Annotated in this window: 16 protein-coding genes and 1 pseudogene; 4 read left to right on the top strand and 13 right to left on the bottom strand. The window is 59.4% G+C overall.

What is annotated here, in order from left to right; all coding sequences use genetic code 11:
- Window positions 1–15 precede the first annotated feature (15 nt).
- The 6 genes from ACXPVS_RS00280 to ACXPVS_RS00255 are packed head-to-tail and all read right to left on the bottom strand — an operon-like array spanning window position 16 to window position 6,732.
- Window positions 16–1,347 carry a DUF58 domain-containing protein gene (locus ACXPVS_RS00280; RefSeq protein ID WP_458508127.1) on the bottom strand — a complete coding sequence of 444 codons (1,332 nt, stop codon included), beginning with the start codon at window positions 1,345–1,347 and terminating at the stop codon, window positions 16–18.
- Window positions 1,344–2,345, bottom strand: a complete 1,002-nt coding sequence (locus ACXPVS_RS00275; RefSeq protein ID WP_458508126.1) for an AAA family ATPase — start codon at window positions 2,343–2,345, stop codon at window positions 1,344–1,346. The genes ACXPVS_RS00280 and ACXPVS_RS00275 overlap by 4 nt, the downstream gene beginning before the upstream one ends.
- Window positions 2,342–3,505 (bottom strand): DUF4350 domain-containing protein, encoded by a 1,164-nt coding sequence (locus tag ACXPVS_RS00270; protein ID WP_458508125.1) that lies wholly within the window; start codon window positions 3,503–3,505, stop codon window positions 2,342–2,344. The genes ACXPVS_RS00275 and ACXPVS_RS00270 overlap by 4 nt, the downstream gene beginning before the upstream one ends.
- A complete protein-coding gene (locus ACXPVS_RS00265) occupies window positions 3,502–5,046 on the bottom strand; it encodes a DUF4129 domain-containing protein (protein ID WP_458508124.1) in 1,545 nt (514 codons plus the stop codon). Before ACXPVS_RS00265 ends, ACXPVS_RS00270 begins: the two co-directional genes overlap by 4 nt.
- Window positions 5,033–6,010: a stage II sporulation protein M gene (locus ACXPVS_RS00260; RefSeq protein ID WP_458508123.1), complete on the bottom strand. Its 978-nt coding sequence runs from the start codon at window positions 6,008–6,010 to the stop codon at window positions 5,033–5,035. Before ACXPVS_RS00260 ends, ACXPVS_RS00265 begins: the two co-directional genes overlap by 14 nt.
- Window positions 6,007–6,732, bottom strand: a complete 726-nt coding sequence (locus ACXPVS_RS00255) for an RDD family protein (protein ID WP_458508122.1) — start codon at window positions 6,730–6,732, stop codon at window positions 6,007–6,009. The genes ACXPVS_RS00260 and ACXPVS_RS00255 overlap by 4 nt, the downstream gene beginning before the upstream one ends.
- Before the next feature lie 183 nt (window positions 6,733–6,915).
- Here ACXPVS_RS00255 and sbcB point away from each other — a divergent pair, with 183 nt between their 5' ends.
- Window positions 6,916–8,346 carry an exodeoxyribonuclease I gene (sbcB, locus tag ACXPVS_RS00250; RefSeq protein WP_458508121.1) on the top strand — a complete coding sequence of 477 codons (1,431 nt, stop codon included), beginning with the start codon at window positions 6,916–6,918 and terminating at the stop codon, window positions 8,344–8,346.
- Window positions 8,347–8,446: 100 nt separating this feature from the next.
- Here the strand turns inward: sbcB and mvaT are convergent, their stop codons facing one another.
- Complete coding sequence (gene mvaT, locus ACXPVS_RS00245) at window positions 8,447–8,824, bottom strand: histone-like nucleoid-structuring protein MvaT (protein ID WP_007933316.1); 378 nt, start codon at window positions 8,822–8,824, stop codon at window positions 8,447–8,449.
- Window positions 8,825–9,163: 339 nt separating this feature from the next.
- Between mvaT and purU the strand changes: the two genes are divergently transcribed.
- Together purU and ACXPVS_RS00235 are read left to right on the top strand one after the other, a co-directional pair.
- Window positions 9,164–10,012 carry a formyltetrahydrofolate deformylase gene (purU, locus tag ACXPVS_RS00240; protein ID WP_458508120.1) on the top strand — a complete coding sequence of 283 codons (849 nt, stop codon included), beginning with the start codon at window positions 9,164–9,166 and terminating at the stop codon, window positions 10,010–10,012.
- A gap of 86 nt (window positions 10,013–10,098) precedes the next feature.
- Window positions 10,099–10,275 carry a hypothetical protein gene (locus ACXPVS_RS00235; RefSeq protein WP_458508119.1) on the top strand — a complete coding sequence of 59 codons (177 nt, stop codon included), beginning with the start codon at window positions 10,099–10,101 and terminating at the stop codon, window positions 10,273–10,275.
- Here ACXPVS_RS00235 and ACXPVS_RS00230 read toward each other — a convergent pair.
- The 5 genes and pseudogenes from ACXPVS_RS00230 to ACXPVS_RS00210 all read right to left on the bottom strand — a co-directional run.
- Window positions 10,262–11,257 (bottom strand): lysylphosphatidylglycerol synthase transmembrane domain-containing protein, encoded by a 996-nt coding sequence (locus ACXPVS_RS00230; RefSeq protein WP_458508118.1) that lies wholly within the window; start codon window positions 11,255–11,257, stop codon window positions 10,262–10,264. The two genes, ACXPVS_RS00235 and ACXPVS_RS00230, sit on opposite strands and share 14 nt — an antisense overlap.
- Window positions 11,254–12,030, bottom strand: a complete 777-nt coding sequence (locus tag ACXPVS_RS00225) for a DUF2334 domain-containing protein (RefSeq protein WP_458508117.1) — start codon at window positions 12,028–12,030, stop codon at window positions 11,254–11,256. Before ACXPVS_RS00225 ends, ACXPVS_RS00230 begins: the two co-directional genes overlap by 4 nt.
- On the bottom strand, window positions 12,023–13,144 hold the full coding sequence (locus ACXPVS_RS00220; RefSeq protein ID WP_458508116.1) for a glycosyltransferase family 4 protein: 1,122 nt from the start codon (window positions 13,142–13,144) through the stop codon (window positions 12,023–12,025). Before ACXPVS_RS00220 ends, ACXPVS_RS00225 begins: the two co-directional genes overlap by 8 nt.
- 106 nt (window positions 13,145–13,250) lie before the next feature.
- A complete protein-coding gene (locus ACXPVS_RS00215; protein WP_428608872.1) occupies window positions 13,251–14,015 on the bottom strand; it encodes a methyl-accepting chemotaxis protein in 765 nt (254 codons plus the stop codon).
- A gap of 93 nt (window positions 14,016–14,108) precedes the next feature.
- Window positions 14,109–15,140, bottom strand: a pseudogene (locus ACXPVS_RS00210) (HAMP domain-containing protein); the annotation flags it as partial.
- A 190-nt stretch (window positions 15,141–15,330) separates the two neighbouring features.
- Here ACXPVS_RS00210 and ACXPVS_RS00205 point away from each other — a divergent pair.
- The gene (locus tag ACXPVS_RS00205) at window positions 15,331–16,818 is read left to right on the top strand and encodes a helicase HerA-like domain-containing protein (RefSeq protein WP_458508115.1); all 1,488 of its coding nucleotides are present in this window, start codon (window positions 15,331–15,333) and stop codon (window positions 16,816–16,818) included.
- A 19-nt stretch (window positions 16,819–16,837) separates the two neighbouring features.
- On the opposite strand, the gene ACXPVS_RS00200 is transcribed toward ACXPVS_RS00205, so the two are convergent.
- On the bottom strand, window positions 16,838–17,293 hold the full coding sequence (locus ACXPVS_RS00200) for a DUF721 domain-containing protein (protein WP_111451433.1): 456 nt from the start codon (window positions 17,291–17,293) through the stop codon (window positions 16,838–16,840).
- Between the last annotated feature and the right edge of the window lie 245 nt (window positions 17,294–17,538).

Below are 17,538 nucleotides of genomic sequence, written 5' to 3'. Positions count from 1 at the left end.
GTTTTCGTACAGAGCCTAGAACACTCCCGCTTTTTTCCAGGCCAGATAGTGCGTCACAAGTTGGCTACCCAACTCCCCGGGCCGAGCATCCAGCACCGGAACGCCATGAGCACTCAACCGCTCATGGAGTTCGGCCCGTTCATTCAAGTAATCCACCATCCCGCAATAGGCCAACGCCTCCGGCAAGGTTTGCACCGGCGCATGCCGCAGATTGTCGAGCAAGTCTTCGCGCAGACTCGCCACTAGCACCCGATGCTGTTTGCTCAGTCGTTTGACGGCGGTGAGCAATTCTTCATCATCTTCATCCCGCAAGTTAGTCACCAGCACCACCAGCGCCCGGCGTTTTTGTCGGGCCAGTAACTGGTTGGCGGCGGCCTGATAATCGGCTGGGCGTTGGGTGCTATTGAGGTCATAGACAGCGTTGAGCAGGACCTTGAGTTGTTCAGTGCCTTTGACCGGGGCGAGGTAATGCGGTCGGTCACAGGCGAACGTACTCAGGCCCACTGCATCGCCTTGGCGAAGGGCGATGTAGCTGAGCAACAGGCAGGCGTTGAGTGCGTGATCGAAATGCGCGAGTTCTCCATCCTGGCTGCGCATCAGTCGGCCGCAATCGAGCATGAAGATGATCTGCTGGTCGCGCTCGTCCTGATACTCGCGGGCAATCGGCGTGCGTTGTCGGGCGGTGGCTTTCCAGTCGATCTGGCGCAGGCTGTCACCTTCGCGGAATTCCCTTAATTGATGGAATTCAAGGCCCAACCCGCGACGCTGGCGCTGGCGGACGCCGAGTTGGCTCAGCCAGTTGTCCACTGCCAGTAATTGGCCGCCGTAGAGGCGGGCGAAGTCCGGGTAGACGCGGGTGTTGTCGGCCACGTTGAGCAAGCGTTTGTCAGACCACAGGCCCAATGGGCTGGGCAGGTTGATTTCGCAGTGTTCGAAGGTGAAGTGGCCGCGCTTGAGCGGGCGCAGACGATAGCCGATCTGGCTGTGCTGGCCGGGCTGCAATTCGATCGACAGGGGCAGGTTTTCGAAGCTCAGGCCTTCCGGCACATGGTCGAAAATCTGTACGGTCAGTGGTTGTGCAAAATCATGCTCGATCTCCAGTCGCACTTCGCCCCATCGACCGAGTGCAAGGCTACCGGGCATTTGTCGCTGGAGGCGGGGTGAGGGCAGGCGCTTGAGACGGACACCGTCGAGTACTGCCAAGGCCAGCAGCGCCAACAGCAATCCCCAATTGATCGACAACAGGCTCCGGGGAACCGCGAATTCCAATGCCCGCAACGCGCCCAGCACGATGCCGATGGACAGCAGCAATGCGAGCCAGATCAGCTGCAGGCGCGAGGGTTTCACAGGCGTGGTGCCGACACTTGATCGAGCAGTTGCTTGAGCACCTGATCGACGTCCAGCCCTTCGATGTCCAGCTCCGGCGCAATCCGCACACGGTGACGCAACACCGCCAATGCGCAGCCTTTGATGTCATCCGGAATCACGAACTCGCCGCCACGCAACAACGCTCGCGCCCGCGCGCAGCGCACCAGGGCAATGGAGGCCCGTGGCCCGGCGCCGAGAGTCAGGCCCGGCCAGGTGCGGGTGGTGCGGGCCAGGCGCACGGCATAGTCGAGCACCTGATCGTCCATCGGCAGGTCGCTGGCAATGCGCTGCAAGGCCAGCACGTCCTTGGCTTGCAACACGGTGCGCAGGGGTTGTACGTCGAGCATGTCGGCCCGGGTCGAGCGACTGACCTGGCGGACCATGTTCAATTCTTGCTCGGCGTCGGGGTAGTCCATGCGCACCTTGAGCATGAAGCGATCAAGCTCGGCTTCCGGCAGCGGGTAAGTGCCTTCCTGTTCGATGGGGTTTTGCGTGGCGAGCACCATGAACGGTTGCACGATGGGCAGGGCACGGCCTTCGAGGGTGACTTGCCGTTCCTGCATGGCTTCGAGCAGTGCGGCCTGGGTTTTCGCCGGGGCGCGGTTGATCTCGTCGGCCAGCAAAAGGTTGGTGAAGAGCGGGCCCTTGCGCAGTTTGAACTGCTCGGTCTGCAGGTCGTAAACGGCGTGCCCGGTGACATCGCTGGGCATCAGGTCCGGGGTGAACTGGATACGTGCGAACTCGCCGCCGAAGCAGCGGGCGAGGGCGCGCACCAGCAACGTCTTGCCCAGGCCCGGCACGCCTTCGAGCAGAACATGGCCGCCGGCGATCAGTGCGGTAAGGACGTCCTCGATCACGGTGTTTTGGCCGATCACGGCTTTTTGCAGTTCAGTTCTTACTGCTTGGGCCAACTGGCTGGCGCGCTGGCGTTGCTGCGCGGCGTGGCTCAGCGCGCCGGGCTCGATCTGTTCACTCATAAGGCGTTCCTCAAGGTTTGGAGGTGGGCGACCTGACGGCTGAATTCAGCGCTGGACTGCCGCTGTTTCGGTCGCGAGCTCATGGCCTGGCTGATAGCGCGTGTGGGTTGGCCGGTCAGACGTGTGAGCACCAGCCATTGTTCGGCAACACCGAGTTGTTCGAAACCGGGATGACGGCGCCGCACACGACGCAAGATGTCGTGCTGCAAGGCTTGCAGCAGGTGCTGCTGACCGTTTTGGCGCAACATGAAATCGGCGCTGGCGCGCAGGTGCTCCTGAAGTCGGCGGCGGGCCCTTGGGACCGGTTCCAGCAGCGGACCCTGGCGCACGCCGACGTGCCAGATACCAAGACCGATCAGGGCAAAAAGGGCGACCAATGCCTGGGGGAAATAGCGCAGGAGCAGGGTCAGCAGACTGTCGTGATCGGTATTGAACAGCAGGGTCACGTTCGTGTCCGCGGTCAGGTACCAGAGCAGCCAGGCGTTGTCGTACTGGTCGATGGCTGGGGTTTTCCACAGGTCGGCGTCGGTGACCACGGTGATCGACCCGAGCCCGTGATTGAGCTGCATCATGTGCGTGGCCTTGCCGCTGTTGGCCCAGGCTTGCGCGAGGTTTTTCGGATCTTCGAGATGGAACGCGATATCGAAACCGACGTAGGCCGGTGCGTCTTCGTCTTCAAGGTACAGCTTGGTCAGCTTGGGGTTAGGATCGTCGTCGATAGCGGGCGGCGGGTCCTTGAGGTTCTTGCTCAGCAACTGGTGCAGCTGCACCCGGTCGAGCAACAGGTCATTGCTTTGGCCGGTCTTTTCATCCCACAGCGACTGGGCAACAAACAAAAGACGCCCGCCGGCGCGGGTCCAGTTCAGCACCTGATCGATCTGGCGCGGGGTCATGTTGTACCGGTCCCCGAGCAATAACAGACTGTGCTGATGCGGCTCCAGGGTGGGCAGAATGTCGAGGCTGTTGGCGTGGTTCACCGACAGGCCCTGTTTGCGCAGGAAATGCTCGGCGGCGAGATAGGGGTTGGCCTGGGCTTCGGGCGAGGGGCCGTGATCGATGTCTGCCTGATAGGGCGTCGCCTTGAGGTACAGATAAACACTCGGCGCGATCAATAGCACGGCGATGAACACGCCGACCGCCTGCCAGCGTTGCCGGTTCAACGCAACGCTCCGGGGCTGAACAAGGCTCGCCAGCCATCGCAGAGTTCCTGTTGCAAATGCGCGGGAGGCAGGCGATGCCCGTAGGCCATGTTCTGCCAATGCCCGGTCAAGCTTTTACTGAAGGCCAGCAAGGCAGGTTGTTGCAGGTGTTCGATGCGCTCCAGGACCTGGCCTTCGGTGTCGGCGGGTTTCAGCGCCATGTTGAAGTCGTGTAGCAAGTGGCTGAGCAGGCCGCGATAGAGCAATCCGAGGGCCTCGCGAGGATGGGTTTGCCAGAGACGTTCGGCGCTGGCGGCGATGTCGGCAGGCAGGGTTTCGCGGTTGAGGTCCAGGCCGAAAGCCTGTTGCGGTAACGGCCGCGTGACCTTGCTGTTTAAGGCCGGTCGACGGCTGACGAAGGCTTGCAACCCGTCACGGTAATGCCAGATCAATAGGCCAATGGCCCCGATCACGGCACCCCACAACACCACCTCAATCAGCGTCGCCGCTGAGCCGAAGCGTTGGTTGTCCAGAAGCTTGAGCAGCGCCTCCAGCCATTCGGGGACATTGCCCTCGTCCGCCGTGTCGGCGGCTGGTTTTTCCTCGCCAAACCGATAGCGCGTGACCGATTCTTTGTTCTTGAACGGAGGCTGATCGAGGATCGCTTTGATGCTGTCCCGGGATGCCTGACTGGTCAGTGGCTGGTCCAGCAGGCGTGGGGTGTCGGGTGAAATGACTGGCTCGGCGGCCCATACGGTTGGCGCTGTCGGCATCAACAGGAACACCGCCAGCAGCAGGGTGACGGCGGCGCTGGTCAGGCGTTGGCGCATGCGGCGGAACACCAGTTCGATATCCCAGGCCTCCAGCACCGTGCGCCGATTCAGATATAGGCTGAACCCGCAGGCGACATAAATCGGTTCCCAGGCAATCAGTACCAGTGCGTAAAAGGCATTGGTCAGGTGCTCCAGCCATCGCCAGTCCTGTGTGGTGGCAGTGATCAAAGTCTGCCAGCTCCAGTCGAGTTCGACCTGTTGCGGCAAGAACAGGTAAAACAGCACCATCAGGCCGATCCATAGCGTGCCTTCCAGATGTACGCCGATGATGGTCAGCCACCGCGCGGCACCGGCGTTGCGCTGCAACAGAGCCTGCAAGCGCTGTTGTCGTGGCTGACCACTCAGCCCTTCGAGTTGCACCACCGGCATCAGGAAACTGCGACTTAGGCTCAGGCGCCGCCAGGTCAGACTCATCAGCAGTTGCGGTTGGAGCAACCGTGGGAATTGGCGCAGCGCCTGCTTCAGCGTGGGCGTTTCGCCAAACATGGCTTTGGACAGTATGTACAGCGGCAAGCGGTCGAACGCTGGTTTCAGCCACCAGAAAATGAACACGGCGAGGAAGGGCGAATCCCACAGCAGCCAACTGAGCAGGGCGAAAATCGGCAAGGTCACGATGGCCCAACTGGTCATCAGCAGACGCCGGTGTCGCTGGCTCAGCAGGACGCCCAGGTCCATGGCTTCCCAGGTGGTGCGCGGGCGGATGACAACCGTGGCGTCACTCAGGCGCATGGCGGGTCCGTCCGGCAAATAGCAGATAAACCGCCACCAACAACCAGAGCGCTGCGCCGACCAGGTATTTGGTCAGTGGCGCGACCCCGACCGTGGACGACCAGTACGCTTCGATAAACGCCGCAATCAGCAGAAACAGCATGACCCCGCAAATCAGCAGCACGCTCTTGCGTGCCGCCAATCGCAGGGCTTCGGAGCGGAGCAGGCGTCCCGGCGCGATCAAGGCCCAACCCAGTTGCAGGCCGGCGGCACCGGCCAGTGCGATAGCACTCAGTTCGAAGGCGCCGTGGCCAACCACGAATGACCAGAAGGTTTGTCCGTAGCCGATGTGCGTCAGGTGCCCGGCCACCGCGCCGATCATCAAACCGTTGAAGAACAGGAAAAACGCGCTGCCCAGGCCAAACAGCACACCGCTGGCGAAGGTCTGAAAGGCGATGCCGATGTTGTGCATGATGTAGTAACCGAACATCACCCAGTCTTCACTGGCCGCCCGTTCCGCCGATCGCCCCAGGTGACCGGCTTCGGGGTCGTACATGCCTTGCATCTCGCTGATCTGCTCGGCCGGGATCAGGTTGTAGACCAGATCGGGGAACAGATACACCAGCAGTGCGATGCCGATCAGGCTGCCAAAAAACATCAGGCCAGCGGCGAGCACAAAGCGCCACTGTTGACGCACCAGTCGCGGGAAGTCCGCCAGGATGAAGCTCAGCACGTTGGCACCCAATCGACTGCGGTGGCGATAAAGCTGTTGATGTCCGCGCAGGACCTGTTGCTGTAATGAGTCGATCAGAAAACTGCTGTAACCACGTTCCTGGGCCAGCGCCAGGTGTTGGCAGAGACGACGATAATCGCTTGGAAAACGGGCGACTCGTTCGGCTTCCTTGCCTTGCTCCAGTTGTTCAAGCACGAAAGCAAATTGCTCCCATTCGGCCTTGTGGCGAGTTTCGAAAAGGCTTTGCTTCATGTCGGGCCCAACAAGCCGCGGGCGATGCCATTGAGTTCGTCCACGGCCCCTGGCGCCGACACCTGCAACGGTTGCGCGAGTAGGGCCGCCAGCTCTTTGACCCGTGCTTCAGAGAGTTCACCCTGACGCTCGGCAAACCCGAGGATGGCGCGTTGTTCGGTCAGCGTCAGCGCAAAGGCCGGGCGCCGGGGCTGGATGTCAGGCAGTTGCGGTCGGGCAAGCGGTTGTTCGCGGTAGATCACCAGCGTGCCGGCAGCCAGATCGCCGAGGCGCTTGAAGGTAGGATGTTGCAGGCAACTGATGGCCCCGAGGAAATAGCCGAACGGCAGCATGTCGACAAATCGCAGCAGGTTGCGCAGCAGCGAAGCAGACCAGCCGATCGGCGTGCCATCGTCCTGTACCACTCGCAGGCCCATCCACTGTTTGCCTGGCGAACGACCCTGGTTGAGCACTTCGAACAGCACCATGTACCACCAACTCACCACGAACAACAGAATCGAGCCGAGCCCTGCACCGAGTTTTCCGAGGAACGCCAGGACAATAAATAGCAGGCCGACGATCAACCCGCGCAGCCCGAGATCGATGGCGAACGCCAGCGCACGAACCATCAACCCGGCCGGGCGCAGTGGCAGGTCGATGCCTTCCGGCGTTTCGACTAGATACCGCGTATCCAGTGGCGGGGACAGCGTCGCTTTCCTTGGCCGTGCTGTGGTCTCGAGCATGGGCAACCTTGATGTGGCCTGTTCGGGATTCGATGTCCGTCCGATGCTAGCAGCCTCTCGGGGGAAAACGACATAACTATGTATTGCACGGTAAATGGCCAGAGGTGATTGAATGACGAGATGACTGGCCGGGGTGGGATGTGAACGCCTAGACTTCGCCGATCTTCAGTTCAGGAATAGCCCGTGACCTCTATCTTCTGGTACGACTATGAAACCACTGGCATCAACCCCCGTTGCGACCGCCCGCTGCAAATGGCGGGGATTCGCACTGACTTCGATCTCAATGAAATAGACGAGCCGGTCAATCTTTACTGCCAGCCCAGTGAAGACATCCTGCCCCATCCGGCGGCTTGCGTGATCACGGGTATCACGCCCGGCCGACTGGCCGAGCAAGGCTTGAGCGAAGCCGATTTCATGACTCGGGTGCATGCCCAACTCGCAGCGCCCGGCACGTGCGGGGCGGGGTACAACACGTTGCGTTTCGATGACGAGATGACCCGTTACAGTCTTTACCGAAACTTTTTCGACCCTTATGCGCGTGAGTGGCAGGGCGGTAATAGCCGCTGGGACCTGATCGATGTGGTGCGTGCAGCGTATGCCTTGCGCCCTGACGGCATCGTTTGGCCGACGGACGAGGAGGGGCGGATAACGCTCAAACTCGAACGCCTGACCGCCGCCAATGGCATTGATCACGGAAATGCTCACGAAGCGCTTTCGGATGTTCGCGCCACCATCGCCCTGGCGCGTCTGATCCGGGAAAAACAGCCGAAGTTGTATGACTGGTTGTTTCAGTTGCGCGGTAAACAAAAGGTGATGGATCAGATTCGGCTGTTGCAGCCAATGGTGCACATCTCCGGGCGCTTTTCAGCGGCGCGCAATTATGTCGGTGTGGTGCTGCCCCTGGCCTGGCACCCGCGCAACAAGAACGCCTTGATTGTCTGTGACCTGCACCTGGACCCTCAGGGCTTACTCGATCTTGATGCCGACACCTTGCGTCAACGGCTGTATACCCGTCGCGATGACTTGGCCGAGGGCGAGTTGCCGGTGCCGCTCAAACTTATCCACATCAATAAATGCCCGGTGGTGGCGCCGTTGTCGGTACTTCGCTCTGAAGATCAGCAACGATTGGGGCTGGATATGTCGCTCTACCAAGAGCGCGCGCTGCGGCTAAGTGACGCACAAACAGTTTGGCGAGATAAAGTTCAGGCGATTTACGCCAGCGAAGATTTCACCCAGAGCCAAGACCCTGAACAGCAGTTATACGATGGTTTTATCGGTGATCGGGATCGGCGTCTTTGTGAGCAAGTCAGGTCTGCCGACCCGGCTCAATTAGCGCAACAGCAATGGCCTTTCGATGATGAACGATTGCCTGAATTATTGTTTCGATATCGTGCACGCAACTTTCCCGATACGTTGAGTTTTGAAGAGCAAGAGCGCTGGCGAATATTCTGTCAGCAACGTTTGTCAGAACCCGAGTGGGGGGCGCCAAATACGCTAGAAACTTTTGTAGAGGCCGCAGCCCAATGGAGTGTTACGGCTACATCGTTTCAGCGAGAGGTGCTGGATGAATGGCAGAATTATGTCGAAGGATTACGCAAACGTTTGAATCTTTGAAATCGAAAATGTTCAGGTGCTGAATGCCGAGCATAAAAAAACGCCAGCAGATGCTGGCGTTTTTTTGGGTCGCGAATGAGTCTGCGACAAGCGCTACGGCTTAGCCCAACAGGGTAGCCCAGCCTTCAACCACGTCACCGCCCCACTTGGCTTTCCACTCTTTCAGCGTTTTGTGGTTGCCACCTTTGGTTTCGATGACTTCGCCGTTGTGCGGGTTTTTGTATTGTTTAACTTTGCGAGCACGCTTGGTGCCAGTCGTTTTTACTGCGCCGCCGCGTGGTGCTTTGGTTTTGGACTCTGGATCCAATAGCGCAATGATGTCACGCAGAGACTTGGAGTACTCGCCCATCAGGGTGCGCAGTTTGCCTTCGAATTCCAGCTCGGTTTGCAGTTTGTCGTCTTGGGACAGGTTCTTCAAACGGGCTTGCAGCTCTTTGATAGCTTCTTCGGTGGCGCGATATTCGTTGATCAAGGACATGAGGATTACCTTATGTAGGGCGCTGGATGGCAGGTGACAGTGCGGCAATAATAGTCAGGGTGTTTCACCAAGTAAACATTTAACCGGAGTTTTATTTAAATTAGTTGCGATGCATAGGGCACAAATTGCAGGTGTAGTTAAATAGTGTGATGCAGTCATCACAGATATTCACAATTGGGCACTTGAAGATTGGCAACAGGAACACCATTGCGCGGGTCGCGGGGGCTGCCAGAACCTCACGTGTCCACCTTCATTCCGGGCAAGGCGTCATCAATACTGCAGTTTTGCTGCGCAATCGCTAGAATGACCGCCTTTGCGAAGTTCTGGAGTTTGACCCTCATGCGCACTTTTCGGCTGGTGATTGCTTGCCCGGACCGCGTCGGCATCGTTGCTAAAGTCAGTAACTTTCTGGCGTCACATAACGGCTGGATCACTGAAGCGAGCCATCACTCGGACAATCTCAGTGGCTGGTTCTTCATGCGTCACGAAATTCGTGCCGATTCGCTGCCTTTCGGAATCGATGCCTTGCGCGAAGCGTTTACACCGATTGCCGAAGAGTTCTCGATGAACTGGCGCATCACCGATACCGAGCAGAAAAAGCGCGTGGTACTGATGGCCAGTCGCGAGTCTCACTGCCTCGCCGACTTATTGCACCGCTGGCACAGTGATGAGCTGGATTGCGAAATTTCCTGCGTGATTTCCAACCATGACGACTTGCGCAGCATGGTCGAGTGGCACGCGATTCCGTATTACCACGTACCGGTCAATCCGCAGGACAAAGAGCCGGCATTCGCCGAAGTCTCACGCCTGGTCAAACAGCACGATGCCGAAGTAGTCGTACTTGCCCGCTACATGCAAATCCTGCCGCCCGAGTTGTGCCGCGAATATGCTCACAAGGTCATAAACATTCACCACAGCTTCCTGCCTTCGTTCGTCGGTGCCAAGCCGTATCACCAGGCATCGATGCGTGGCGTGAAGTTGATCGGCGCTACTTGCCACTACGTGACCGAGGAGCTGGATGCCGGTCCGATCATCGAACAGGACGTCGTTCGCGTCAGCCACAGTGACAGCATCGACGACATGGTGCGTTTCGGTCGGGACGTCGAGAAGATGGTGCTGGCCCGTGGTCTGCGTTATCACCTGGAAGATCGGGTATTGGTGCACGGCAACAAAACCGTCGTGTTTTGATAGCCATTGGACACAGTTGAAATTCGAAGGGCCTGGGCGTTCAATCGCTTCAGGCCCTTCGCCGTTTCTGTATTGAGGACATGACCATGGCCGATCCACTGGACAAAACCACTTCCAGGGCGCCCGCTACATTGGGAGAGGGCTGTTTGAGCCGCTACGACCCGGATGACATGAACCCCGAAGACGGCACGGAGTTTCCCGGCGCCGCCGAGTTGTGGGAACAGTTGCAGAAAGAGCCCGACGATAAAACTAAGCCTGTTTGAACCTCATCAACTTCTTCAGCAGCGGCCGCCCAAACATCAGTAAAAATACCGGCCCGCCGACGACCAGATAAAAGTAATAAATCACCGCCCGCCAGATCAGAATCGCCGCCGCCGCGGTGGATTTTCCCACCATCGGTGCAAGCAGCGCCGCCGACGTCAACTCCGTCGCCCCGGCACCGCCCGGCAACAGGCTGAACTGCCCCGCACTTAACGAAAGCATCTGGATCAGAAAGCTCCAGGCCCATTGCAAATCCGCCCCAAGCCCACGCAATGCCAGATACAGCACGCTATAGCGCAAGATCCAATGCAGGCAGGTCAGGGCAAACACCGTGATGAGTGTCTGAAAGGGCAGCTTCAATGTGTCCGTGAACGCCGCCAGAAAGTGCAGGAGTTTTCGCGCCCAGCGCAGGCGCGTGGTGGCTTTGACATTCAGGCGCGCGAGAAACCGACCGCTCAGACGAATCAGTATTCGATGATAGCGGGCGACCATCAAACAACTGAACAACCCGCCGAACATCGAAATGGCGCTGACGGTCAGTAGCCATTCCATGCGTTGGCTGAGGTGCTGGAACAACGCATAAATCAGGATCCCGCTCAGCGCACAAAGAAAAAACAGCAAATCGCTCAACTGATCCATGGCGAACACGGCGCTGCCCCGGGCCGGACGCACGCCATTGCGCGCCAACAGCGCCATGATCGTCAGCGGACCGCCGCTGCCGCCCGGTGTTGCGCAATAGGCGAACTCGGCGGCCATCACCACCCCGAGACTTTTGAGCGGGCCCACCTTATCGCGCTGTTCCCCGAGTAACAGGCGCAAGCGCATCGTGTTCAGCACCCAGCACAGCAGGATCATGCCGAACATGATCAGCAGCCATTGCAGTGGAAAGCTTCGCAGCCGATACCAGGTTTCGTTACCGCCCAACAGCGACGGAATCAGCACCGCAGCGAGCAGCGCGACGAGCAGCACAATCGCGCGATTCATGCGGCGCGACCCATACGGTCGCTTTGCAGCGCCAGCCAGCGTGCTTTGGTCATCGGCACGCGTCCCTCGTCGAGCAAGCGCTTGAGGGTTTGCAGCCAGTAAGAGCGGGAGAACTCATGGCGCATATCGACCGGGTGCAGGCCGAGACGAATCACCGGTGCTTGCCGCCAGCGCTGTTCGCGTTGATCGCTGACCCGCTTCGACACCCCCCGGCGCCAGGCACTGCGCGCACTCCAGACCAACCCTGGCGCATCAACCGCGCTGAAGTCCGGTAGACGATACAGATGCTGCGAATCGCTGGTGTAACGCAAGGGTAACTGGCGCAAGGCCTGGCGCGTCCCTTCGCTCATCAACCAGGCCGGGGCGACGAAGCCCTCCAGCGGCCAGTGATAACGGTGGAACACTTCAATGCCATCACGCAGGCGGGCGAAGGCGTCTTCTTGAGACAGGCTGTAAAACTCGCCTTCGTGGGTGTAGATCCGGCGCATGAACCAGTCTCGTGGCGTAGTGGGAGTGGGCGCGTCATCGCAATGAAAGTAACCGTGCAATGCCAGTTCGTCACCTCGGTCGATACGACGGGTGAGTAAACGTCGAAATCCCGGATGCTCCTCCAGATCGTTGTGTTTGTGGAAGTTGGGCACCACCAGCCAAGTCATCGGCACTTCGCCCAAGGTGTCGACGGCGTCGACAAAGGGTTGATAATCGGCCCAGGTTTGCGGTGCAACGTCGTGCAGCACGAGCAACAGGCTGGGTGGGTTCATGGGCTCAACCATTGGCTGTCAGCGGCAAGTGGCTGCCGAGCACGGCGTGATAGTGCCCCAGCAGGCTGTGGACTACCGTGTCCCAGGAGTAATACCGCTCGACATGGCTGCGGGCCTGTTTGCCCAAAACGACGCTGCCCGAGCTGAATAGCTCGCGTACGGCGTTGGCCATCGCCCATGAATTATTAGGCGGGCAGAGCAGGCCGCATTGATCGGTGATGATTTCCTGAAAGGCCCCGGCCGCCACGGCTACCACCGGAATGCCACTGGCCATGGCTTCAAGAACCACCAGGCCGAATGTTTCCTGATCACCGGCGTGCAGCAGCGCGTCGGCGCTGGCCATCAATCGCGCCACGTGTGCCCCCGTACAGAACTCACCGATCACGGTAACGTTGTCGGGCACTGCAGCCGGCATCGAGGAACCTACCAGCAGCAGGTGATAGCGTCGACCCAGGCGTTTCATGCAGTCGAGCAGCACCGGCAGGTTTTTTTCCTTGGACCCGCGCCCGGCGAAAATCAGCAAATGAGTGTTTTCATCAATGCCCAATTCGGCCCGCAAGCCCGTGTCTCGTGCAGAGGGATTGAAGGTTTGCAAATCGACACCCAGCGGTTGAACAAAAACATTCTTCACCCCCAGCCCGATCAGTTTGTCGGCCATGACCTGGCTGGGTGCCAGAACCCGATCGAAGTTGCCATAGAGCTTGCTGACATAGGCTTCGACGTTGGTGGTGACCCAGCTGCCCATGCGGTTGCTGAGCAGCAGAGGCAGGTCCGAATGATAAAAGCCGATCACCGGGACATCGAGTTGCCGCCGGGCGTCGAGGGCTGCCCATGCAGTGAGGTAGGGGTCGCCGACCTCGATCAGGTCGGGCTGTAAATCCTGCAGAACATTGCGCCATGGCGCGAGACGGAGGGGGAAACGATAACCCTTGCCGAAGGGCAGGGCGGGGGCCGGAACCGTGTAAACGCCATCCTGTTCGCTTAAGTAAGCCCCAGGGATCAGCAGACTGTGGCGAATGCCTGGCTTGATGCTCAGGCGACGGTGTTTTGCATCCAGATAAGTGCGCACGCCACCGCTGGCAGGGGCGTAGAACATGGTTATGTCAGCGATATGCACGATGAACATCCCTCCGGCCCGTTGTGCTCCCTTGGTTGACCTTTATGAAGGATAGATGTTCGGTTGGGGTTTTGTGGCGGGGAGCTGGCCTCTTCGTGAAGAGGCCAGTTAGACGTTAGATTCGGAAACTGCCCACCAACTGTTTCAGGCGCGCGGCCTGCTGCTCAAGATCCGAGCATGCGCGCAATGTCGATTGCAGGTTTTCCACCCCCTCCTGATTCAGTGTGTTGATCTCGGTAATGTCGACGTTGATCGATTCCACCACCGCAGTCTGTTCCTCGGTCGCCGTGGCCACCGACTGGTTCATCCCGTCAATCTCGCCAATACGCAACGTCACGCTGTTCAACCGCTCGCCGGCCAGGTTGGCGATTTCGACGCTGTCCTGACTGTGGCGCTGGCTGTCGCTCATGGTACTGACGGATTCGCGGGCGCCGACTTGCAGCTCCTCGATCATCGTCTGCACCTGTTGCGCCGATTCTTGAGTGCGGTGCGCCAGGTTGCGCACCTCATCGGCCACCACGGCAAAACCCCGACCGGCTTCACCGGCACGTGCTGCTTCGATGGCCGCGTTCAGCGCCAACAGGTTGGTTTGCTGGGAAATGCTGGTGATCACTTCGAGTATCTGCCCGATGTTCACGGTTTTGCTGTTCAGCGATTCGATGTTGGTGCTTGAGGCGCTGAGCATGCTCGACAGCTGATTCATCGCGACAATGCTGCGATCCACCACTTGCTGACCATCTTCGGCCAGGCTGCGGGCATCGCTGGCCTGACTCGATGCTTGTGCGGCGTTGCGGGCGATTTCCTGAGCGGCGGCGCCGAGCTGGTTGATCGCCGCGGCGACGCTGCTGGTGCGCGAAGCCTGTTGGTCGGAGTTGAACATCGAGGAGTTCGAGGCGGCCACTACACGCAGAGCCACTTCGTTGACTTGCCCGGTGGCTGATGACACTTCGCGGATCGAACCGTGAATGCGTTCCACGAAGCGGTTGAACGCGGTACCGAGGACACCGAATTCGTCGTTGTTCACGATGGTCAGGCGTTTGGTCAGGTCGCCTTCGCCGTCGGCGATGTCTGCCATGGCGCGGGTCATGACGTGCAGTGGCTGGATCAGGATGCGGATCAGCATGCCCAGCAGAGCGATGATGATGGCTACGGCAATGACCGTCGCAACGACCGCCGAGGCGCGGAATTCGGCGAGCATCGAGAAGGCTTTGTCTTTATCTACCGATAGACCGATGTACCAGTTGACTGATGGCAGGCCTTTAATTGGGGTGAAGGTGACGATGCGGGTTTTGCCGTCGACTTCCACTTCACTGAAGTCGCTGCTCAGGCGCGGGGTACTTTTCGGGTATGCCTCGCTCAAGGACTTCATCACCATGGCTTTTTCCGGGTGGACCAGAATCTTGCCGTCGGCGCTCACCAGAAACGCGTAACCCATGCCGTCGAAGTCGCGGGCACTGAGGGTGTCGATCAGGGTTTGCAGGCTCAGGTCGCCGCCCACCACACCGACGCTTTGCCCGGCCTTTTTCGAGGCGGTGGCGATCGAGATGATGGTCTGGCCGGTGGCTGCGTCGATGTAGGGTTCGGTCAGGGTGGCGGTGCTGCTGCTTTCGGCGCCTTTGTACCAAGGGCGAACCCGTGGGTCGAAGCCATCAGGCATCTTCGCATCCGGGCGGATGGTGAAGTGGCCGGTGGCGTCGCCCAGGTAGGACGCCATGAAGGTCGACGTCAGGGCTTTCTGCTCAAGCAGGCGGGAGACGGTGGCCTGTTCGGGGTTGATGGCGATGTTCTGGGCGAGGTTGTCGATCAACAGGATACGACCGGCCAGCCAGGTCTGGATGTTGTTGGCGGTGACGTCGCCCATCTCATTGAGGTAGTTATCCAGGTCTTCGCGAATGGCATTGCGCTGCAAATAGTCGTTGTACAGCGTGAACGTGGCGAAGGCGGCAATAACGATGAGGGCGGCGGCAAGCAGGATTTTATGGCTGAAGCGCAGATTTTTGTTCATGGCTTGGGGAGGTCCGCTAAGGTCTTATTGTTCGGGGCGCGTTGCTGTTAATGCGCGCAAAATGAGTGCGCAACAGAGCGAGTCGATAATTCCTGCTCTCCATAGAGGAATGTCGCACCTTGCTTTCAATTGGGTCTTTCGCTTATTTCTATCGGCCGCGAACGCACAAAGATTAACCATGGGTGACAAAATGCCTGACTCATTACAACTCGTTATCGGTGCCGACCTCGCGGGGCAGCCCGTTGCCCAGGCCATGCGTCTGGCGAACCGTCATGGTTTGGTCGCGGGCGCTACCGGGACGGGCAAAACCGTCACCTTGCAACGGATGGTCGAAGCATTCAGCGATGCCGGCGTGGCGGTGTTTGCCGCGGATATCAAGGGTGACCTGTGTGGTCTGGGCGCGGCCGGCAACCCTCAAGGCAAAATCGCCGAGCGCATCGCCGGGATGCCCTGGCTGAACCACACGCCTCAAGCGTATCCGGTAACCCTGTGGGACATTCACGGCCAGTCCGGTCATCCGTTGCGCACAACCTTGAGCGAAATGGGGCCGTTATTGATTGGCAGCCTGCTGGAGCTGACCGACAGTCAGCAGTCGGCGCTGTACGCCGCGTTCAAGGTGGCGGACCGTGAAGGGCTGTTGCTGTTGGACCTCAAGGACTTGAAGGCACTGCTCAATCACTTGCGTGAGAACCCCGAATTACTGGGTGACGACGCCGCGCTGCTGACCACCGGTTCCAGTCAGGCGCTGTTGCGGCGTCTGGCGACCCTGGAACAGCAGGGCGCCGAAGCGCTGTTCGGTGAGCCGGCGCTGCAACTCGAAGACATTCTGCAGCCGACCGCCGAGGGCCGCGGGCGCATTCACCTGCTCGATGCCCGCCGTCTGGTGCACGAAGCGCCGAAGGTCTACGCGACGTTCCTGTTGTGGTTGCTGGCCGAACTGTTCGAGCAACTACCGGAACGCGGCGATGCGGACAAACCGCTGCTGGCGCTGTTTTTTGACGAAGCACATTTATTGTTCGCCGGTACGCCCAAGGCGTTGCAGGATCGTCTGGAACAGGTGGTGCGGCTGATACGCTCAAAAGGAGTTGGCGTGTATTTCGTCACCCAATCGCCGGGCGATTTGCCGGATGACGTGCTGGCTCAGCTCGGTATGCGCATTCAGCATGGCTTGCGCGCGTTCACCGCCAAGGAGCAGAAATCCCTGCGAGCGGTGGCCGAAGGTTTCCGGCCGAACCCGGCGTTCGATGCCTTGTCGGTGTTGACCGAGCTTGGGATTGGCGAGGCGCTGGTTGGCACGCTGCAGGACAAGGGCACGCCAGAGATCGTCCAGCGGGTTTTGGTGGCACCGCCGCAATCGCGGATCGGGCCACTGAGCGAAACTGAACGCACAGTGCTGATCTCGGGCTCGCCATTCAAGGGCCGGTATGACAAACCCGTTGATCGTGAATCGGCTTATGAAGTGTTGATGGCGCGCAAAGGGTTGGCGTCAGAACCTGACGCTGTTCCGGGCAAACCGGCAGCCGAAGAGCCAAGCTTCACCGACAAGGCCGCGCAATTCCTCGGCACCGCGGCGGGGCAGGCGCTGAAATCAGCGATGCGCCAGGCGGCCAATCAATTTGGCCGGCAGTTGGTACGCGGCTTGATGGGCTCGCTGCTCGGGGGCAGCAAGCGTCGCTAAATAGATCTTGGGGTCTCTGTCATGCCTTGGGTTTGGCGTGAGCCGCAAGGCGTTCCAGCGCCGCCCGCAGATTCGGATCGCTGATGCCATCGGCGGTGGCCTGAATGGTCGCGCCTGCATCGGTCGACAAGCTGATGGTATGGCCGGCCGCCCCTTGCTGAACCGTGGGCGGCTGAACCTTGAACAGAATCCGCGTCAGGCTGGCGAATTCGTCGAACATCTGTAATTGCCGTTGCAGACGCTTTTGCTGATAACGCAGGCGGGTCGCCCAATGACCGTCGGTCACTATCAGCAACAAGCTGCCTTCGCGCCACGACGCCACATGGCAATGCTCGCGGGCGGCGGGCTGCAATTGGCTTTCGAGCAGACGTTGTAAATGACCCAGGCGTTGAGCGTGGCCAAAAATGGCTTTCAGCGGTTTGGCTTCGCGAAGCAGAACGGCGGGTGCTCTGGCCGTAAGAGGGCGAAAAGCCATGATCAGACACCTGAAGTAACAGAGCCGCCATATTAGCAGAAAGCACTGGATGCACCCGCCCCATTGCTTTGCGAGCGCTTTACCCATTAAATCAACAAGTAACTTCTGCAACGTACAGCTTGAAGTTCAGTAAAAAGCCCCTATTTTAAGTAGGTCCCGTCACAGCGCTGTGCCAGCATCGTGGAATAACGCCACTTTCCTCACCATCGTTTCCGGGTAGAATGCTCGTTCGCATGCGGCCATGA

It is taken from the genome of Pseudomonas sp. Ma2-10, assembly GCF_054330215.1.
The sequence above is the reverse complement of the archived record's forward strand: the minus strand, read 5'-3'. Positions and strand labels throughout refer to the sequence as shown.